Origin of the sequence: Hymenobacter puniceus (assembly GCF_014333525.1) — a bacterium.
In the GTDB taxonomy this organism is placed as follows: domain Bacteria; phylum Bacteroidota; class Bacteroidia; order Cytophagales; family Hymenobacteraceae; genus Hymenobacter.
This window is the reverse complement of record NZ_JACSCX010000002.1, coordinates 711936-730847: the sequence shown is the minus strand read 5'-3', so window position 1 is coordinate 730847 and position 18912 is coordinate 711936. Positions and strand designations below refer to the sequence as shown.

Genomic DNA, 18912 nt, shown 5'->3' with positions numbered 1-18912 from the left:
ATGGGGTTGATTACGTTTCTGTCTGACTTTGGCTACCGCGACCATTATGTAGCGGCAGTGAAGGCGCGGATTCTGCAGCTGGCACCCGCCGTTCCGGTGCTGGACATCACGCACGCCATCGAACCCTTCAACATCGCGCACGCGCTGCACGTTCTCCAGGCTGTATTTCGTGATTTTCCGGCGGGCACAGTACACCTGGTTGGCGTGAATGATTTAGGCGGTTCGCGCGCGGCCTGGCAGGCGGCGCGCTTCCAGGACCACTATTTTGTGGCGGCCGATAACGGCTTGCTTGCCCTACTTTGCGACGGCCAGCCCGACGAGTTGGTAGCCCTGGCCCCACTCGCTCGCCCCACCGCCTCCCCCACCCGCGACCTGCTGGCCCCAGCTGCGGTGCATCTGGCTCAGGGAGGAATGCTGCAAGACCTGGGCTCCCTTACCACCGACCTCTATTCTCTGCTCAACCGTCAGGTTCGGCTGCAGGACCACCGCATTACGGGCCACGTGGTGCACGTGGACCACTACGGCAACCTCATTACCAACATCACCCGGTCGGCGGTGGAAGTTATCGGCCGCGATAGAGCGTGTGCTATTCACTTCGCCCGCGAAACCGTGCGCAGTATTGCCAGCCATTTCCAGGATGCCGACCCGGGCGAGGCCGTCTGCATCTTCAACAGCCAAGACCAGCTGTGCATCGGCATCAACCAAGGCAATGCATCGGAACTGTTGGGTCTGCACTTCGACTCGCAGGTGGATATTCGATTTGCGCCGGATAATTAACACAGGCATAATCCGGCTTGAAAGACTGCAGACGCAGTTTTATGCTCTATCTTTTTATTATGTTAAGTTATTTCGTATACTATTCTTCTCACCTCTGTTCATTTGTATGCTGACTCGCATAGTGCGCATGACCTTTGTTCCGAAGTATGTGCCAAACTTTCTACAGCTATTTCAGGCATCGGAGAATCAGATCCGCAGCATGCCCGGTTGCCGCTTTCTGGAACTGTGGCAGGATGCAGACCAACCGAACGTGTATTGCACCCATAGCCATTGGGACTCGACCGATGCGCTGAATGCCTACCGCCGCTCTGCTTTATTTGGCCAGGTATGGCCGGCTACCAAGGCATTATTTGCAGCGCCACCGCTGGCCTTTTCAGTTGCGCCGGCCTTGTTTGGCTCAGCCGAAACTCCCAACGAGCAGGAACATTTTTAAGCCATTCCGGCTTGTTTTTGCTGAAGTACACGTACAGAGTTTGCTGGCTTCGGCCCCTCTTCTTCCTACTTATGCCTACAACCGACTATTTTGCTTTTTATGAGCTTCCCGAATCGTTTCTTCCAGACGAAAAAGCCATCAAAAGTAAATACTACGCCCTGAGCCGCGAATACCACCCCGATTTTCATGCCACGGCAAGCCCGGCGCGACAACAGGAAATTCTGACGCTGGCTACTCTCAATACTAACGCGTATCGTACACTCTCCGACGCTGACCGCCGAATGGCCTATATTCTGCAGCGCCATGGACTGCTCGATGAAGGAAAGCAGGAACTTCCTGCTGATTTTTTGATGGAAGTAATGGAGCTGAATGAGCAGCTGATGGAGTTGGAGTTTGATGCTGATCCTACCCTTATCAACCAGCTAAAAAACCAGGTTAATACCCTCACGCACAACTTAGAAACTGGCATCAGTCAGGTGCTGTCCGGGTATGCCGCGCTGCCTGCCGAAATGCGTCCTCAGGCCCTAGCCCAGGTACAAACCTATTATCTCAAAAAGCGCTACCTATTGCGCATTCAAGAAACTCTGGCTAAGTTTGCCACCCGTTCCTGACCTACCGGCAGCAACGGTTGAAAAATGCCCAGATGGCGGAATCGGTAGACGCGTCGGTCTCAAACACCGATATCGAAAGATGTGCCGGTTCGACCCCGGCTCTGGGTACTTTGAGGTAGTAAAACCTCGCCAAACAGCCCGAAAACGGCTTTTCCAGTTCGCTGGCAAAGGTCGTTTTCGGGCATTTTGCATTCCAGAATACCCCATTTGTTTACCCATGATTTTTTCAAGCTCAATTGCACTGCGCACGCCGGCCCGAAAAGATGGGACTTACCTGGTGCGAATGCAGATTATTATTCGTCGCACCGTGGTACCGATAAAGCTGGGAATTACCTGGTTTGCGGAATTATTCGATAAAGGGCGGGGTATGTGCCTGACCAGCCTGCCGAAAGCCAAACGGCCCGCGGGTTACGAGCAGGTGCTCCAAACGGCCGTTACCTGGGCCGGGGGTACTCCGGAGCTGCTGGCGGCGCGGGCCGAAGCCTACAATCTGATTATCGGGCAGGCCCGGGCGCGGGCCAACGAGATATTTGTGGACTACCACTTGAGTAAGCGCAACCTGACGCGGGACGAGTTTCTTTACAGCTACAGCACGGCGGGCAGTAGCAACGACTTCGTGGCCTGGATGGAGCGCAAGATCATCGAGCGGCACCGGCGCAGGAAGATCCAGGACGGTACGCGCAAGAACCATTTCAGCACGCTCAACGAGCTGAAACGCTTCCGGAAGGTGATTCCCTTCTACGAGCTGACAACGCAGCTGGTGGAGGCCTTTCACGAGCACCTGGTGCGGCACGTGCGGTCGGTGAATACGCGCTGGACCCGGCACCGCGACGTGAAGGCGTATCTGAACCTGGCGCGCAAGGAGAAAATCAAGTTTGAAGACCCCTACGCCGACTTCGTGAACCAGGCTGGGGAAGGCTCGTGGAAGTCGGTGCCGCCGGCTGAGCTGCTGCGTCTGGAGCGCTACTACCTGCAATTGCAGCCGGGCACGGCGGAGCGGCGGGTACTGCAACGGTTTCTGTTCAGCTGCTTCAGCTCGCTCCGTCTCGGGGATTTGAAGGCTATCCAGCACGCCAAGCTAGATGGGCAGGAGCTGACGTTCCGGATTCAGAAGACCTATGCCAAGAAGCTGCGCGAAACGATGCTGCCGCTTACGCGGCGGGCCTTGCGCTACCTACTCGATGCGCAGGAGGAGAACGGCGGGGCGGGCTTCTTCAATTACACCGACCAGTACTCGAACCGGATGCTCAAGCGCATCGCTCAGCACCTGGAGCTGACGGCCAAGCTGCACCACCACATCGGGCGTGAAACGTTTGCCACGGAATTTACGCGGGCTGGGGGGCCGGTGCAGGTGCTGCAGAAGCTCATGGACCACTCCAAGATTACGACGACCATGAAATACGTGCACGTCGATGACGCCATGAAGCGGGACGCCATTGCGGCCCTAGATGCGCAGTTGCCGGAGCGGCCGATGAACGTGGTAGTCTAAGCCCGCCCCTACCCCATGAAAAAGCCGCCGTGCATCGTGCACGGCGGCTTTTTTGCTTGTGGTACCTAGCAGAACAGCCAGACAAAGCTGAGGTCTTTGTAGGGGTCGGCATAGTTGTAGCCCAGCTCCAGCAGCGCCCGGGCCACCATCGGCGCGTCGTAGGTGGCGCTGGGATAAAACTCCTGGAGCTTTTCGTACACCTCGTGGGTGCTGAGCTTGAGCGTAGCCTGGTCCAAAGACGGGGCAGGCTGCAGGTTCTCCCGAATCTGCAGCATCAGCGCATCGAAATGGTTGTCGATGGGCTGCTCGGTATCCTGGGCGCTCATTAGGCAGCGGTGGACAGATCTTCCAGATCCCAAAGGCCGGAGAGCACGCGCACATAAGCGTCGGCTTCGCCGTTGTCGGGCCACTCGGGGCACTGCCCCTGCTCCACCAGCTGGTTGCAGGCTTCCTCGAAGGCCTGCGCAATGCGGCTGGGGGGGTAACGGCGTAGCAGCTCGTGCAGCTCGTCGAGCATGGCCAGGTCGGCGGCGAAGATGGGATGGTGGCGCAGCTCCACCACGAACCGGGCGCACTCCCACGCTGGGGCCAGCTTTAGCAGCGGCGCGCTCATAGGGCCAGGGGCTGCGTGGTGAGCGAATCGAAGGCGACGAGCAGCGCTTTCGTAGTGCGAATGCAGGCCAGCACCTTGCGGGCGGGTTCGTCGGTCTGCGGGTCGCGGGTGATGTACTCGATGATATCATCGAGTTCCTCCACTACGGTGCCTTTGTCGAAGGCATAGCGGTTGTGGAGCAGTTCCACCAATGGCTGCACGTTGAGCACCTGCCTGGTGATGGGGTTTACCACCAGAATCGGGTCTAGCGGAAATTCTTGGGCTGTTTGCGTGTTGTTTGGCATTTGGGCAAACGGTTAAGGGTGAAAAGAAAAGGCACGGAATCACCTGGATAGGATTGCCAAACAACACGCGGTTATTTCGTGGGCATTACTGACCCCACGTTCCTATCCAGGCTTTTCCGTGCCTGAAAAACGGTACTACTATACGAATCGACAGAAAACAATTCTGCCGCTCGAAAAAACCCGGCTAGTTTTTGGAGCGGCAGTCGGCACCGCGTATTGTTTGGCGGGTCAAAGGTGAGGAGTTGTCAGGAAACAGGCAAGATTTTTTTAAAGTATTGCTTTAATTCTTCTGACAAACAGTTCACTCTGAAGTGCTTCAAATTTCATTGGCAAATCACAAAAAAGAGGACCACAGATGTCTGTGACCCTCTTTTCATATGTACAGTCCCTCGGGACTAAATGGCACGCTTGGAGTGACGAAGTGCTGTTCCTCTACTGACTGCCAGGTTCATCGTGTCCGTGCTCATGCTTGCTAGAGAGTCCGAATCTTGATGTTTTTTTCCCATAGCTGTTGTTTGGTTTAAGGTTCTGATGTCAGTCAACGTGCTTTTCACTTTTGAGAAACAACCATAAATAGTTGTCAAGGCATAGAGGCATAACCAAAAACGCCATATCCCCTTTGCCCACCGGTGTCTTAGCACGGACTCCTTAAGCCTGGCAACGAAACCAGAAACATACTTCGCCACTTTTCCAAACGTCCCTCTTGGGAGCTTAGGAAGTAGAAGATGGCAATATCCATTTGATCTGCTACCACATTACAAAGTTCTTGACTTTGGAGTTCATACAAACAACACGGCTCGCCAGCGTAGTGCTGACGGGCCGTGTAGATTATAAGGTGCCGTGGTACCCTTTCCAGGCTAGAACTGTTAGTCCTAGCAATATGAAAGCCCAGATGATTAAGCCAACTGCCATCTCCACGTAGTAGAGTTTAGGAAAGCGCATCACCAGTTTATCCCAGATGCGTGAGAGGCCTAGGCGTTTAGACATGTAATAACATCTTCTATATCACAAGCATATATTATAAGGAACCAATAAATTCTGCTATGTCATCTAAGTCTATATTAGATGTTAGCTCTTGCATTTTGTCAAATATTGACTTAACGACTTCACCTCCGTCACTTAGCTTTTTTATTTGATCACTGGAATTAACTAATACAGGAAATATACTTTTTAGCTTTCTAATCCAGCCTTTACTTTTTATATCACCAACCTCTTTACTCTTTTCAACATCTTTCAAAAACTGAAGTATTTTTTTCAAATTTTCTTTCAGCTCACTATCACCCTTAAGTTCATCTAAAAGATAATTAATATCACCCCTAATATCATTGCTCAATCCTTTAACCAATCTAAAATCTATATCTATATCTACATTATTAGTATTCACGTTATTAACTGAAGAATTGTTTGTATTAAGAATATTTATTATTGAGTTTGGTATTCTCACCTGACCCACATGATTTTCACCAAGATCAATAACCCCAGCACGCATTTTATCAAGAGTAACTTCTTTACTTTCAAACAAACCGAGCAAATACCCAACATTAAAATCCCTTTGCAATCTAGGGTGGAAATACAATGGCTTATTGGACTGAATATAACTAACTAAATCATCGTATTTTACAGTACTATTTGTATTTTCCTCCAACAAAGCCAGTTCATCATAGTTAATGTTTGCGTAACTAGATACTATTTCATAGATATCTCTACGAATATATTCCCATACACCTAATTGTTCATTTCCTTTAATTCTTACGTAAATGCGCTTGGCTTCTTTATCAGCTTGAACCATTGTCAATGACCCTGTTTTATCATCATGAATCACAATACCCGAATACCAGTAATTGCTTTCATATACTTTAGACAACTTCTTGGCAATAAACCTATGTATCAATGCAATTGGCATATAATCCTTAAATTGCATTATATAAGTACGAACGTGAGGTCCTCTAAATTCGCTATACTCTACTTTTGGTTCCTTACCAAATGCTGAAGGCAGTAAGATATTCACATCATCTTCCGTGTAACATAAATCAAATTTCTTCATCATACTCAACAAGTAGTCATAATGATTTTCTTCATACCCATAATCATTATCATCCAATGGACATAGTAATTCACTGAAATCATCTATAGAAATATGACCTAGCAAATGAGCTGTTTTTTTTGATGTAACAATTTTATACACACCCTGTGTTATCCAAGCAGGACTTAACACATGAAGCAGGCTTAAATACGTTTCACCGAACCAAGTAATTGTACCAATAGTAGTAAAATATTTTAAGAGCAATTTTTGCGTTTTTATATCCTTTACCCCTTTATTAACACAGATTTTTTTGTAGTTTTTAAAATCTAAGTAGTGCTGTTTACCTGATGTATACTCTTCAATTTGCGATTTAATCTCAAACCAATTATTAGGAAACTGTTCATCAACAGTTCTCAACTTTACTACTTCACTTTTTAACATATTTCTTAAATCGCCTACACCAAAGCCTGTCTTACAGCTAACATTATAAAACCCAACTATATTCGCATACTTTTCTTTTAAAAATTTTCTATCTGCTATATCAGTTATGTTATCGTCTTGTTTGTTGAAGACAACAACTACTGGCGCACTACCGCCTAAGCTTTCCACTTGTTGAAGCCAATATTCAGGTTCCTCCTCCTTTCTATTATCTAACACCAAAATATATAAACACCCTTCGGTAAAGAAAAATTTGTGAACGGCATGCTGAATCTCTTGACCGCCAAAATCCCAAATATGAAATGTCAGATCTCTAGAATCGTAATTAATATTCCAGTTATCAATATTGATTCCATTAGTTTGCGATTTACCTAGCTCAAAATTATCATGAAGTAGGCGCTCGATTAAACTTGATTTACCAGCACTTCCATCTCCTATAACTATAATTCTTCCCTCAGAAATTGGGGCAGACCCAAATTTCCCCACAGTATCATAATAATTATGTACTGACTCTTTTCCCAAAGCTATAACTGAACTCGGAGGAAAAACCAAAGGATTACCTCTAATAATCAATTTACTACCTCTGGCATATCGACGCATTACTGAACTCAACCAATCGTATTTTTCAGCAACTTCTACTGGAATTTCCTTAATTTTATTTTCAGCCAAGTCAAATACAATATCGGCTCTTGCACCTGATAGATGATTTATATCGCTTATTTCATTATCTTCAGCATCAACTAGCTTTATCTTTGGTAAATCTAATAATTTAGCTAAGCTAGTTACACTATTTTCCGTTAATGATATCTCCTCTAAGGAAATCATACCTTGTACAAAATCAATATTATCCAATCCTATATTTTGACAATATAGTTGTTTCAGTTTCTCAAGGCCACTTAACGGGGATGGATCCACAATTGGATTATTCCAAATTGCAAGCCTGATCAAACCCAAATTTAAATTATCAATATTCTCTATTTTATTGCCACCCAAATACAAATTCTTTAAATATTTTAAAGATAACAACGGAGATATATCACTAATTTTATTACTTGTAAGATTTAATTCCATTAAATGCTCAAAATTAGCTAATATATCTATATTGTCAATTTGACATTCAGGCATAGAAAGCACAATTACTCTATTTTTCTTATCTACAATATAATGCACAGGGTTAACTGGCTCAATATTCTCAATATTATGAGATGCAGTTCTTATTTCATAAAGAGATATTTTATATAATTTTTCTATTTGCTGAATCTGCAATGGTTTTTTTGTGACAATTTTCTGTTTATTTTCCATGTTTTCTTGTTTCTACTATTAAAAATCTATTTATCAACGAGTGTAAGATACTTTGCGACAGTTGTCGGCGAAACCCCCACTATGGCTGCTATTGACCTATTTGACAGACCATTTGCATTTAGTTGTTGTATCTGATTGGCTTTCGCACGATTGACAGTTGGTCGACCTATCGCTTTCCCTTTAACCAATGCCTTTGCCATTCCAGACTTAGTTCGCTCTCCTAACCGTATGCGCTCTTGCTTAGCAATAGCCGCGAGAATCCCAACTATAGCATCTTTGAAGACACCAGTAGAGTCAAGGTATTGTTCGGTAAAGCTCTTGAACTGCACCCCAGCCACCGAGAGCTTCTGCAAGTAGTTAAGCGTTTCGGTCACGCCCTCCCTACTGAAGCGGTCCAGTGCCCAGAAGATTACCACGTCGAAGCGACGCTGATGGGCATCTTGAAAGAGTTGCTGGAACTGTACGCGGTTAGCTTTGCCCCCGCTCTCGTGGTCGGTGTACTCCTTGTATATAGAGTAGCCCAGCCGCTCGGCGAAGGTGCGCAGTTCGCGCAGTTGGTTTTCAGTGTCTTGGCCCTTGTCGCGAGTGCTCACGCGGGCATAGATGGCTGCTTGCATATTTAAGCAAAGTATTCAGTGAGCTTCAGTATCTGCTGCAATTCCTCACGCACAGCTTTAGTGTGGAGACTAATTTTCTGCAGAAGTGCTAATAGATCCGGCTGGGCATGCTGCTCAGCGTAACGCCGAATCTGAAGCAGGCCTGATCTTGGTGTCAAATAATCAGGTTGAGTGAAGTGCTTAAAGTAGGTTTCGGTCTGCAGTCCACTATAATACTTGAAGTGCCCCTTGCAGTGAGTCACCGTCCACTGCCTGTATAAATTCTCCACGGCTTCGACCAGATGAGTTGCAGCGTCTGCCGGTTGCTGAAAAAATTCTGGCGCTATTGTTCTTGCCCAGAACGACTCAGGATTTAACGGACATAGTGGATTATCCAAGAAGATTTCTGGCGCCCCAACCACTGGATTATCTGCTTCGAATGTCAGCACTATGCACCGGTTCTCAGCCAATACATAAGCGTAGCAAAGACGGTAGAATCTAGAAGCCTGGGCCTCATCCGAGAAGTTAGGAGCCCATAGGTCATATTGGTTCGCCCAAACCGGGTAGCCAGCGTTCAGCACTTTGCTTAGCGTGAACCAAGCAAATGTTGCGCGAGCAGAAGGCAAGTCATAGGCACAATAGCCATACTTGTCAGGTGGGCCGTTGTGTACTTTATTGAGGTTGATATCTATGAACGCAGGCCGCAGTTGAAACCATACTCTGTCCGGCTTATTCGACAGACGGTTACACGTATCCTGATTTACTCTGACGGGAGTCAGGTCATCCATAAAGCCTATATACTTCCCCTCGGCAAAGCCGTATGGGGTAGCTACAGTGCGATGACGAGTGTCAGTGAGAGGAAACCCACTCACGATAGTTTGTCCTCTCTCGCTGACCCGTAAAGGCCTATAAATATTCACTCTTGGCTGACGAACAAGCTTACCCTTATTGTCGAGTAAGCTAGGCAGCAACGTACGGATATCTCCTCTCTTAGCGCTTAAGTTGATTATCGGAGCTTTGTTAACTGTCTTTTCCAGTTCATGCTGCGCGACATCCTCCGCTACTTCCCAGTTGAAATCAAAGTTCTGCTTGGTGAGGTGCGTAAAATCCCGAAGCTTGATTTCATTCGTCGCCCCTGGTACCGCTTCACCTCGATAGGTCCAAACAGTAAAGGCCAGTGGCCACGTCCCTTTCAGTTTGAAAAAGGCGTTGCTGGTTACTACGAACCCGTCGCCATATTCGAAGTGTTCGTCGAATAGCTTGCGGAAGCCCGCATATGTAGGCCGAGGAATAAGCCAAGAAGTGGGCGTAAAAATAAGCATCACAGGCCGGAAATCAGGATATTCAGCAACCTGTACCTGAGCCATTCTTAGGATCTGGCCTAGGAAAGCTAAGTATCGCTCTTTCCCTGCGTCTGCACCTGTTAACGAGAGAATGGAGGGGTGAATATCATAGCCTGAATCTGTTCGTTCGCGCTTATTTGAATTCTCATCCGTGTTCTTGTAAGGAGGATTCATCAAGAAGGCAAACGGCTTATCTAGGGCTACATGCTCCTTCGACAAGTGGTCTTTCAGCACTTGATAGTATTCGCCAGCTGAGATGCTCAGAAAATTAAGCCCTCGGTCTTCACTGACTTTCGGGATAATTGTGAAGCCTTCAATTGCGTTCAGCGGATCAGTACTCAAACGCCGATCAATGATGCGAAGCAAGTCAGGCTGCAGCTCCGATATGATCTTATGCTTTAGGTGTCCACGCCAACTGCTCACCAAGTTCCCTGAACCAGCTGCTGCATCAAACACCACATAGTTGTCACTGAGCTTGGCATCGAAGTAGTGCCGTACAAACCATAGCGCAAATTTGCTCAGCCCATTATCCGTGAAGAAGATGCCGTGCTGTTTGGTATACTCCGGATCAATCTTGGACATTACTTCATCGAACCGACTGAAGTAGTAATCCGCTGTCAGGCCTGAGCGCTCATTCGTAAATAGATAATGTTGGCCAACGAAGGCGCGGAATTTCTTCTGGTGCTCCTGGCTGACTACAAAGTCTTCGCTCTGTCTCCCCCCATTTTCAGCTATGATATTGAGGCGAGTCGGCTGACTGGACTTAGGCTCTGGTACTGTTGACGTGGCATCCCAGAAGCCAACCATGTCATAGAAAGTATGAACCGCGTCAATAGGCCGTTCAAAATACTGTTTCATCTCCTCGATGATAGAGATGAAGTTGTGGGGATTGATCTGAAAGCGGCCTGTATCAAGATTGCGCAGATGCTTGGTCAACGCATACACAGCCATGGTAGGACCTTGAGCAAAATCCTCTCCCCCATCCCCTAGATTGTCGAACCGGTAGGATGCTGCTTCCAGAATGGCGAGTTTCAGATCTTTGCTGGACTTGGCAGCATTGTAGACTCCTACTTCACTGGCGGCCAGAATGGGACCTGCCTGCCTAGCTAACTCAAGGGCTTTACTTGGTATCTTATCAAGGCGCCATAGGCCGATGAATCGATGCGCAATGACACAAACTGAGCCATAAGTGAGCCCCTTCTTGCTATAATGTAAGGCTTGGTAAAAGCCAGCCAGCCAATCCTGTTGCCGATTCTTCAGTTCGACAACCAGCCGGTCCTTCACATATATGTCTGCTCCCAGTGCCTTTGCTTCATGGCTAACGTTGCCTTTGAAGAGTTGGTCGAAATACTGTTTAGCAAGATGGCTTTTCGAAGACTCAGGTGCGTCTTCACTGATATATCGATTAAGGAGGCTAGTATCTGGAGCATTAGTTTTAATAGCCATGTATGAGAAAGTATGATTTAGAGGGGCCGCAAATAACCGAAAGCCTTTGGCCTTTTCTACTAACGTGTCCAAAAAAGCCTACTTTTTGATCAATCTATGTTTTCATAGTCACGGTCAGGATTTAACATATAAGCTCCTTCCAAAAAAGGCTCGGTTTCTGGACACTTTTTCCACCCCATCTCATGGTCCTAAAAACGCGGTTTTCGAGGCCCGATTTTCACACCCTTTTTTGGACACCTATTCACGCACTACTCCAGCACCTGAAAAGAAGAAGCCCCAGCATGACGCCGGGGCTTCTTCTTCATATCGTGTTGCCGTAGTTGCGGCGCGGCACCAGCTCCAGTGTGCCAGGCCTCGTGATCGGCAGCACTACGTTGGCCCGGCGAATCAGGAAGATGTCGCCTCTGACGCTCACTGGCTCTCCAAAATTCAGCGTGTCGAAGTCATAACCAGTCAGGTAAGCTGGAAATTTGGCCGGCTGCTCAGCCAGCATCTGCAGGTAGAGTTGGCCGAACTTGGCCACGAGTCCGTCCTCGCCATCCAGATACAGCGAGTAATTGCCGATGCGGCCCCGGTTGATGTTCTGATTGCTAATGCTCACCATGGGGTAACTTCTGCCGTAGCCCGGTTGGATACCCCGATAGAAAGCCAGGCGCAGACCTTTACCGCGCTCCAGCTGGTTGAGCAGGGGCAAATAGGCCCGCTGGCCAATGACCGGGACGCGCAGGCTCACGCCGTCAGAGGGCGTAGCCGGCACATTCAACTCAACCGATAACAGGATGCCCTGGGGAACATCCTGCGGGTTTTCCCCATTCCCAACCACTACGGGCGGCAGGTTCACGGCGTACGGCCGCCACTCCTCGCCATCGTGCTGGTAATACAAGTTGTCGAAGGTGGCCAACCGGATTTCATTGGGCCGGCTGGGTGTGGGCAGATTCAGGCTGCTTTGCACCGGCTCAGCCAGCAACGGTGGCTCTACCTCCTGCGTCAGCTTGCCGGCCACAGTATCCTCCGTGAGGTAGGTGGCGCGTACTGCCAGTTCCGCGAAGTCGCGGGTAAACCCTGGGCCTACTAATTTGGTCAGATCCTGCGCGGGCCGGGCCGTGCTCAGGCGGTTGGTGCGCCGGAGGCGTACGGCGCCGGCCGGCGACAAGTCCAGATCCAGGTAGTAGGTATCAGCAATCAGGCGCACAAATTCAGCGGCCGATATATCCGGCAGCTGGTTGGCAATCCGGAACGTCAGGTTGATATCTGCTGAAGTGGTCCAATCATACCAATCCGTGTTGTATTCGATGGGCGTGGTGCTGAGCACCACCATCTGCCGTAACTCCCGGTCGGTGAACAGATCCTGCTCAAAAGGAATGTCGAGTTCCTCGAAAATCATGGCCAGCACATACGCCAGCTTCGGCAGCGGAACGCACGACGTAACCGTGGCTGGGTCAAAAACCATCGACGGATCAGTTGCGCCCGGGGCCGGCGGGCTGTAGCCGTTGTGAATTTGGAAGCCATCGTTTACCCAGTTGTTCATATTGGGCCAGTGGGGCAGCTTGTCGTCATGGTCAGCGTAGGCGTCGTTGTTGCAGAATGGCGCAAAAACGTAGTCATAGGCGTCCACGTCATCCACTACATCGAGCATGTGCTGCCCGATCAGGTCGCTCAACTCGCCCCAGTTGTTGACGGTACCGGCGCAGACCTGGCGCGGGCCGCCAAACCAGAATTCGCGGAGGGACTTCTGCTTCAGGCGGGTCATCACGGCTGAGAGGCCGCATACCAGATTAAGGGAGTAACCATCCTGCTCGATTCCCTGCAGCACGAGCTGGCCGGCTGCCACCCGGTTGTCGGTGTCGTCGAAAGCCTGTACCTGGTCGTAGCGCCGGGGCGGGCGGCCAGCGTGGTCGAAGCGTTCCGGGAAGCCCAGCAGGGCGTTATTGTGGCGGTTGTCGGTGAGGGGAGCTTTGAACGGCAGCGAGAAGCTGCCGTTCTGCTCACGTGGGGCCAGCCAGGAGCTGTTGCGCTCCAGCGCCAGCTGGACGTCGGCGGGTAGCAGCAAGGGCTTAGCTCCGATTCGTATTGCGGGCATAGTCAGCGTAGTAATTACTGGAGTAAGCCGAGCGGTACTCCAGCACGGCAAAAATGTCGTTGTTATTGTCGCGGTAGGTGGCCAGTTCCTTGGTCGTGAGCACCACGGGGCGCAGCTGCCCATTCACTACCTCGTACACCTCGCGGCCCGGCTTGAAAAGCTCCTGCAGATACTCCAGCCAGTGGGCCGTCAGCCAGCCGGTGCCCAACGCCATGGTGAGCCGGTTGCCGTTGGCCGGCCAGCTCATCTCGCGTGCGGTTTCCACGCCGACCACGGGCTCATACCGGCTGACTAGCTGCTGCTCGGTGCTGAGCGAAGCCCGAAGCTGGCCGAAAGCGGCCATGGTATCGAAGCCACCCAGGCTGTTTTCGTACACGAACTGGCGCGGCTCGATCAGCGGGTCGCGCTCAATGTCGATGGACTTGCGGCGAAACACCAGGTAGTCGGAGTTTGGGTAACGCAGCTGCAGCTGCAGGCGCGTGGAAAGCGGTGCCTGCAGTGGCACACTATATATAAACTGCGAAAGCTGCCAGTCGGGCCGGTCGGCCTCATCCTGAATAGGGCTACCGCTTCCATCACCTACGCCGATACCCATGTCTTCCAGCGCAGGATGCGGAAATAGCTGGATTAGAGCAGGATCTGCACCAATAGGATTGTGCGCTACCTGAAGCTCAGGCTCATCACCAGTCCGGTGCAGCACCTGCAGCACTTCTAGGTGGCCGGCTCCTACCTGCTTATCCGTCGGCTGCCAGCTGAAGAAACCCAACTCACGGCGCACCGAACCCTGCAGCGGTGCATCCAGGAAGAATTGCACCCCTTCCGCCAACATTTCCTGGGGTAGCCCACCTAGCAGCACGGTCACAAAAGGCGAGGTATTGAGGAGTCCCAGGGCGCCATTCTGCACCTCGCACACCGACACGTACCAGCGCCGGATCGGGCGTGTGAGTTGGTGCCAGCCCGGGGCGGTTTTTAGCTCCGGCTGCAGGTCCGACCGCAGCATGTCGCGCACGTCGAGCGTGGCCACGGCCGCCTCGTTGGTCGGCCGCACTGCCTCATACACCATTTTGAAGTTGTTGCTGCCATGTGAGGTTTCCAGGTACACGCGCAGTAGCAGCGGCCGGCCGGCCAGCGAGGCCGTAGCCCGCACAATGATCGGGTTACCGGCAAAGCTCAACTCCGGTAGTGGCGAGAGCGTGGCCACGCCCGACGACTGCACCGAAACAGTAAACTGCGAGGTGGCTTTGCAGCCAGGCACCTGGCTGCCGGTGTCGAAGGCCTCGACGGTGTAGATGGCCGGGGCCAGGCCCGCGAAGACGTTGCTGGTTTGGCGTGGCCGTACAATCTGGCCACCCTGGTTGAGCAGCTGGTACTCAACCTGGCCGGCCGCCTCAGCCGTGGTAACGGTCGCCGTAGTGCCGGCGACGGTCACGCGGGGAATCAGGATGCGGCATAGCAATACGGAAGGCGCTACAAAGCCGCAATCCGTTGAGTTAGGCGTTACTGTGATGGTGGTGGTGCCGCGTGGGTTGGCCACGTACAACCAGGTCGTCTTCGTCGTGCGCGCCCGGCTCTGGTCGGCTACGGTTGGCCCGCAGCGCGACCAGATTACTTCGGCAGCACCACGCTCGAATAGAGGCAGATTGCCATACTGGGCGAAATTAGAATTTGGCCCGCCCGTGATAACGCCTATTTCCTCGTACTCATCGGCTTCCGCTTCGGTATTGAAAAACCACTGCAGCAGCCATAGTGCGGGCTGATTTGGGATGTTACGGTTTTCGTAGTCGCGTTTCAGCAGAATCTTTGCCATTACACTGAGGAATCCTGATAGATGGATGTATTGGTTTGTGTGGTCTTGGCCAGCGCCTCCGGCACTACTTCAGCCCTTACCACGGCGCCAGCTTGCCAGAGCTGGCGCAGGGTGGTGAACTCGGCAAGCATCTGCTGCGCGGTAGCCTCACTCATGCCGGTTGGGGCGCTACTGGTTGGCGCACTATAGCTCGGCGGCGGCGTGGCGGAGAATCCACCCTGGGCGAATGCCGGCATTGCACCGGTGCGGATGGCTTCGATGGCGGCGACGTGGTTGGCCACGACCGGCTGCGAAAGCAGGTTGTGCGGCACGAAGTACTCCGCGCCTACCTCATTCACGGTGGCCAGGAACGGGCCGCTGTTGGGCAGCATGCCACCTGTAGAGCGCGAAAGGTTGACATGCTCCATGCCCGCCACCTCGGCGGCGGTGAAACCGCCCTCGGCAAATGCCGGAATTTCAGCGGAGGCAATGGTGGCAATTTGAATACCGCCCAGCAAACCATAGAAGGCCGCCAGCGCTGGCCCACCCTGGATAAGACCCTCGACGACGGCAACAGCCGTGCGCGTGATGGCCTCGAACATCTGAAACTCCTTATCGCGCTCAGCCTGGCGCCGTTTGATATTCGCAGAGTTCTGCTCGAACTGCTCCTCCAGATTCAGCTTCCGGGTTTCATACTCGGCCTTGCCCATGAGGCCGGCCTTGTTTTCCTGGTCGAGTGACCGCAAACGCTTGTTCTGGCCCTCCTGCAGGCGCTTCAGCTCATTCTCGTTCTGCTGCTTCATATAGGCTGCCATCGTCTGCGCGGCGTCCTGCATGTAGCCCGCAAACTCGCGTACAGTCTCCTGCAGCTTCTCCAGTGCCCGGTCAGCACCGTTGGCCCGGATGGCCGCAATAGCATCTTCCGACTCGCGGATGATGAGCTGCTTTTGCTCCTCGGTGAGTTTGGTGTTCTTCAGCTCGAAGTCGCGCTGCTTCTCCACCTTCTCCACCATGGCGTCCTCCAACTCCTGGGGGTCGTTTTTCTGGTTTCGTTTGGCCAGCAGAATGCGCAGGTTCACCCGCGCCATTTCGTGGTCGTACTCGAATTTGAGCGCCTCAGCGGCCCGCTTTTCGGCCTGCTGCTTCTTCAGGTTGTCGCGGGCCTCGTCGCGGGTGTCGGCCAGCAGGTTCACCGTGGCCAGGGCCGCCCGGTGCTCTGCCTCCGAAAGCAGCGTGCTGGCGGCAAACTCGGTGGCCCGCTGCATCAGCGTTTCATAGTGGGCCTCCAGCTGGTTGATGGCTTGCTGGTCGGCGTCGGCATCGGTGGCGCGGAGCTTGGCTTGCTCCTGCATGGCCACCTCCTGCAGCGCCCGGAAATTCTTCAGGGCGGCAGCCTTATCCTTCTCCAGCTGGGCCGCGTCCTTCTCGGCTTCCTTGTCACGAAACTCTCCGAGTAGGCGCAGCCGGTAGTTCTGCTGCTCCTCGATCTGCTTCTTCAGCTGCAGAATCTCCGCCTTACTACGCGTAGCCAACTGCTGCTCCGTGAGGCGCTTGATTTTTTCATCAATCTCCTGCAGCAAGCCCAAGTGCTGCTCCTCAACGGCTTTGAGGCCTTTCTGGTCACCAAAAACGTAGGCCAGCCACTTGGCATCCATTTCGGACTTGATCTGCTCCGGAGTCTTCTCCCCTTTCAGGTTAGCCAGGATGCCACGTGCGGCCACTTCATCCTCCTGCAGGCGCTTCAGGGCGGCGCGCATCAGCGCAATTTCGCCAGTGGAACGCCGGTAGTAGGATGTTGAACCATCCTCATTTACTTCCTGACGGTAGCCAGTGCGGCCCTGTTCATCCTTCTGGTTTAGCTCGCGGGTAGCATTGATAATTTTGCCCTGGATGCGCGTGAGCTTGGTTTCAGCCCCTTCGATGGCATCTTCGTTCATCACGCGCAGCAGTGCCTTCTGCTCGGCCAGGAACTCGCGGGCCAAGCCGGAGTTGATGCCCAGCGCCTTGCCGTACTTATCCCACTCGGTTACAGCCGATGGAATGGTGTCGGCCAGCTTGCCCACGATGGTGTCGAGTTCCGCCTGCTCCGTTTTGTTGAGGCTGGTTTTGCCCTTCAGCTGCTCATACCGGTCGATAAGCGGCTCGGTATTTTTGGCCAGATCTGCTACGGCCTGCTTCTGGCGCTCGAAGGACAGCGTAAGCTGCTCCACTTCATCAGATTTGCCAATCATGCTGTCGAGGCCATCCACAATGCCCTCCAGCCCATCCATAATGGCAGAATTGACGAAAGAGGAGTTCAATGCCTTGCCGATGCGCTCCAGCTTCGCCGCGAAGTTGTTGTTCTTGGTGTCGAACTCGCCCATAATCGACGACGTTTCGCTGAGCGCGCCGCTGGCCCGCTTCACCTTGGCCTGCAGCATGTCGGTGTTGCTGCCCAGCTTGGCCATCACCTCCGAGGCACCGGCGCCATCTACGCCCAAGTCATTCAAGATGCCGGCCAGGGCCGTGGCCGAAGCACCGGACTGCTTGGTGCCTTCCATCACCTTCACCAACGCTCCGTAGAGGTCGGTATCCACCAGCTTCTTGAATTTAGCGGCCTCCATGCCGGCGACACGCGCAAATTTGGCTGGCTCCGAAGCCATACCCTGCAGAATCTTCACGGTAGCGGTACCACCGCGCTCCGCGTTGATATTCAACTCCTGCATCGTGGCAGATAGGCCGAGCACCTGGCCACTGGTCAGGCCCATGCTGATGCCGACGCCGCCGATACGGTTGGCGAAATCGGCAATTACGGGCCCGGTGGCCGCGCCCTCACTCCCCAAGACGTTGATGGCGTTGCCGATGTGGAGCATATCCTCATCGACCTTCTGCGACTTGATATCAGAGAAGATGTTGCGCAGGGCGCCCGTCTGCTTGGTTACCTCCTCGACACTGCCGAACTCATCACCCAGCGCCACATACAGCTTGTCGGTGGCCACCGTGAAAGCGAGGATGTCATTCTTGGCAATACCCAGCTGGCCAGCATCAGCAGCAATTTTGCGCAGCTCGTCGCCCTTGGTGCGGGTATTGACCTGGCTGAGGTCTTTATTCAGCGCCCGGACCTCGCCGGCCGTCATGCCCGTCGTCTTCTGGATATCAGAAAAGGAGTCGCTCAACTTGGCATTTTTGCTGATGACGTTGCCGATTTCCTGCGAGAGAAACTGAAAGCCCAGGAAGCCCACGGCCAACATGCCGAAGGATTTCACCTCGCCCTTGATCTGCTCCCAGAACTTGCTCAGCCCCTGCATCTGCTCCTTCTGCTTGCCCATGGTGCCATTCACCTCCTGCAGCTTGCCATTTAGACGCTCCCACTCGGGCGTGCCCGCCGTGAGGTTGTCCATCTCCCGCTTCAGCTCATTGGAGTAGGTGCGCAGCTGGCGCATGGTCATGCCCGTGACGCCGAGTTCCTCGCGCAGTTCGCGGGTACGTTGCTTCACCTGGGCGTATTTCTCGGAGGCCTGGGCAAACTCCTCGGAGTCGCGTTTCAGGCCTTTCATCTGCTGCCGTAGCTCGGCAGCCTCCATTTCGAGCCGTCCCAGCTCGTTTATGCCCTGTTTGCCATCGACGATGACGGACACCTGGACTTCATCTTTCCGAACACTCATGCCGCGAAACTGCGGCGGTCTGGAGGCGGGAAAAAGGACAGGGTTTT

General features: G+C 52.3%; 13 protein-coding genes and 1 tRNA gene. 5 read left to right on the top strand and 9 right to left on the bottom strand.

What is annotated here, in order from left to right; all coding sequences use genetic code 11:
* The 5 genes from H8B14_RS08250 (at position 1) to H8B14_RS08230 (ending at position 3310) form a co-directional block, all read left to right on the top strand.
* The gene (locus H8B14_RS08250) at positions 1-777 is read left to right on the top strand and encodes an SAM hydrolase/SAM-dependent halogenase family protein (RefSeq protein WP_187315138.1); all 777 of its coding nucleotides are present in this window, start codon (positions 1-3) and stop codon (positions 775-777) included.
* Entirely contained in the window at positions 710-1210 is a 501-nt protein-coding gene (locus H8B14_RS08245) for a putative quinol monooxygenase (RefSeq protein ID WP_315984813.1), read from the top strand. The genes H8B14_RS08250 and H8B14_RS08245 overlap by 68 nt, the downstream gene beginning before the upstream one ends.
* Positions 1105-1821, top strand: a complete 717-nt coding sequence (gene hscB / locus H8B14_RS08240) for a Fe-S protein assembly co-chaperone HscB (protein WP_261989936.1) — start codon at positions 1105-1107, stop codon at positions 1819-1821. The genes H8B14_RS08245 and hscB overlap by 106 nt, the downstream gene beginning before the upstream one ends.
* Before the next feature lie 26 nt (positions 1822-1847).
* Positions 1848-1929, top strand: a tRNA-Leu gene (locus H8B14_RS08235).
* Positions 1930-2104: 175 nt separating this feature from the next.
* Complete coding sequence (locus H8B14_RS08230; RefSeq protein ID WP_187315136.1) at positions 2105-3310, top strand: tyrosine-type recombinase/integrase; 1206 nt, start codon at positions 2105-2107, stop codon at positions 3308-3310.
* A gap of 65 nt (positions 3311-3375) precedes the next feature.
* Here H8B14_RS08230 and H8B14_RS08225 read toward each other — a convergent pair whose 3' ends face one another.
* The 9 genes from H8B14_RS08225 to H8B14_RS08185 form a co-directional block, all read right to left on the bottom strand.
* Positions 3376-3636, bottom strand: coding sequence for a hypothetical protein (locus H8B14_RS08225; RefSeq protein ID WP_187315135.1), 261 nt, complete (start codon positions 3634-3636; stop codon positions 3376-3378).
* Positions 3636-3923 carry a hypothetical protein gene (locus H8B14_RS08220; protein ID WP_187315134.1) on the bottom strand — a complete coding sequence of 96 codons (288 nt, stop codon included), beginning with the start codon at positions 3921-3923 and terminating at the stop codon, positions 3636-3638. Before H8B14_RS08220 ends, H8B14_RS08225 begins: the two co-directional genes overlap by 1 nt.
* Positions 3920-4207 carry a hypothetical protein gene (locus tag H8B14_RS08215; protein ID WP_187315133.1) on the bottom strand — a complete coding sequence of 96 codons (288 nt, stop codon included), beginning with the start codon at positions 4205-4207 and terminating at the stop codon, positions 3920-3922. The genes H8B14_RS08220 and H8B14_RS08215 overlap by 4 nt, the downstream gene beginning before the upstream one ends.
* Before the next feature lie 1018 nt (positions 4208-5225).
* Positions 5226-7970, bottom strand: coding sequence for a COR domain-containing protein (locus tag H8B14_RS08210; protein ID WP_187315132.1), 2745 nt, complete (start codon positions 7968-7970; stop codon positions 5226-5228).
* A gap of 26 nt (positions 7971-7996) precedes the next feature.
* Entirely contained in the window at positions 7997-8587 is a 591-nt protein-coding gene (locus tag H8B14_RS08205; RefSeq protein WP_187315131.1) for a recombinase family protein, read from the bottom strand.
* A gap of 2 nt (positions 8588-8589) precedes the next feature.
* A complete protein-coding gene (locus tag H8B14_RS08200) occupies positions 8590-11355 on the bottom strand; it encodes a hypothetical protein (protein WP_187315130.1) in 2766 nt (921 codons plus the stop codon).
* A 301-nt stretch (positions 11356-11656) separates the two neighbouring features.
* On the bottom strand, positions 11657-13435 hold the full coding sequence (locus H8B14_RS08195; RefSeq protein ID WP_187315129.1) for a hypothetical protein: 1779 nt from the start codon (positions 13433-13435) through the stop codon (positions 11657-11659).
* Positions 13410-15242, bottom strand: coding sequence for a hypothetical protein (locus H8B14_RS08190; protein ID WP_187315128.1), 1833 nt, complete (start codon positions 15240-15242; stop codon positions 13410-13412). The genes H8B14_RS08195 and H8B14_RS08190 overlap by 26 nt, the downstream gene beginning before the upstream one ends.
* Entirely contained in the window at positions 15242-18865 is a 3624-nt protein-coding gene (locus H8B14_RS08185; protein ID WP_187315127.1) for a phage tail tape measure protein, read from the bottom strand. The genes H8B14_RS08190 and H8B14_RS08185 overlap by 1 nt, the downstream gene beginning before the upstream one ends.
* Positions 18866-18912 lie beyond the last annotated feature (47 nt).

Bases quoted from the DNA above. Each gene is read 5' to 3' on its own strand.
- H8B14_RS08185 (WP_187315127.1), bottom strand. From the start codon at position 18,865: ATGAGTGTTCGGAAAGATGAAGTCCAGGTGTCCGTCATCGTCGATGGC.
- H8B14_RS08220 (WP_187315134.1), bottom strand. From the start codon at position 3,923: ATGAGCGCGCCGCTGCTAAAGCTGGCCCCAGCGTGGGAGTGCGCCCGG.
- H8B14_RS08210 (WP_187315132.1), bottom strand. From the start codon at position 7,970: ATGGAAAATAAACAGAAAATTGTCACAAAAAAACCATTGCAGATTCAG.
- H8B14_RS08195 (WP_187315129.1), bottom strand. From the start codon at position 13,435: ATGCCCGCAATACGAATCGGAGCTAAGCCCTTGCTGCTACCCGCCGAC.
- H8B14_RS08215 (WP_187315133.1), bottom strand. From the start codon at position 4,207: ATGCCAAACAACACGCAAACAGCCCAAGAATTTCCGCTAGACCCGATT.
- H8B14_RS08250 (WP_187315138.1), top strand. From the start codon at position 1: ATGGGGTTGATTACGTTTCTGTCTGACTTTGGCTACCGCGACCATTAT.
- H8B14_RS08200 (WP_187315130.1), bottom strand. From the start codon at position 11,355: ATGGCTATTAAAACTAATGCTCCAGATACTAGCCTCCTTAATCGATAT.
- H8B14_RS08205 (WP_187315131.1), bottom strand. From the start codon at position 8,587: ATGCAAGCAGCCATCTATGCCCGCGTGAGCACTCGCGACAAGGGCCAA.
- H8B14_RS08190 (WP_187315128.1), bottom strand. From the start codon at position 15,242: ATGGCAAAGATTCTGCTGAAACGCGACTACGAAAACCGTAACATCCCA.
- H8B14_RS08230 (WP_187315136.1), top strand. From the start codon at position 2,105: ATGCAGATTATTATTCGTCGCACCGTGGTACCGATAAAGCTGGGAATT.
- H8B14_RS08225 (WP_187315135.1), bottom strand. From the start codon at position 3,636: ATGAGCGCCCAGGATACCGAGCAGCCCATCGACAACCATTTCGATGCG.
- hscB (WP_261989936.1), top strand. From the start codon at position 1,105: ATGGCCGGCTACCAAGGCATTATTTGCAGCGCCACCGCTGGCCTTTTC.
- H8B14_RS08245 (WP_315984813.1), top strand. From the start codon at position 710: ATGCATCGGAACTGTTGGGTCTGCACTTCGACTCGCAGGTGGATATTC.